Annotated in this window: 1 protein-coding gene; it reads right to left on the bottom strand. The window is 35.8% G+C overall.

Annotated elements, in window-relative coordinates; genetic code table 11:
* Positions 1-14: 14 nt before the first annotated feature.
* On the bottom strand, positions 15-628 hold a 614-nt coding region (locus tag JCM15092_RS14325; RefSeq protein WP_024995234.1), incomplete at its 5' end, for an IS982 family transposase.

Raw genomic sequence — 628 nt, 5'->3', positions numbered from 1 at the left:
ACCCGTTGGCGGAATTAAATAAGCGCATATTTAAGTCTGCCAATAGGTTTGTTGTTAATGTGGTTTATATATTGAAGGATTGTAAATGCACTTATTTTCCCTAGTATTCTGGTAAACAATCCTACTGTATCTTTAGCATAATTTCTCACTATCATGAACTGATCGCATAGTTGTGAGAAATCCGTTTCGATTCTTTTCCTGGCTTTAGCAAATGGGATGAATGTAGGACTCCAGTCCTTTTGGTTCAGTCTATATGGAACTTCAAGTCTTATATTTGCAGTCTCAAACAAATCCAGTTGCACATTCTTACTAATATATCCTCTATCTCCGAAAATGCTGCAGTCATGATATTCATATCTGATATTTTTAAGATAATTGATATCGTGAACACTTGCTTTTGTCAGGTCAAAGGAATGGATAACTCCACTTAAACCGCAAATAGCGTGTAATTTATATCCATAGTAATAATTCTTCTGAGAGGCACAATATCCGAATGATGGAGCTTTGCTATAATCGTTTCTGCCCATTTTACAACGTTTCCCTCTAGCTACCCGGCATACCTCTATAGGTTTTGAATCAATACAGAAATATTCTTCACCACCATCTATCTTCTCAGCTATTCTTTTAC

It is taken from the genome of Phocaeicola paurosaccharolyticus JCM 15092, assembly GCF_000613805.1.
Taxonomy (GTDB): Bacteria; Bacteroidota; Bacteroidia; order Bacteroidales; family Bacteroidaceae; genus Phocaeicola; species Phocaeicola paurosaccharolyticus.
Note: the sequence above shows the minus strand (reverse complement) of the source record. Positions and strands in the feature narration are given on the sequence as shown.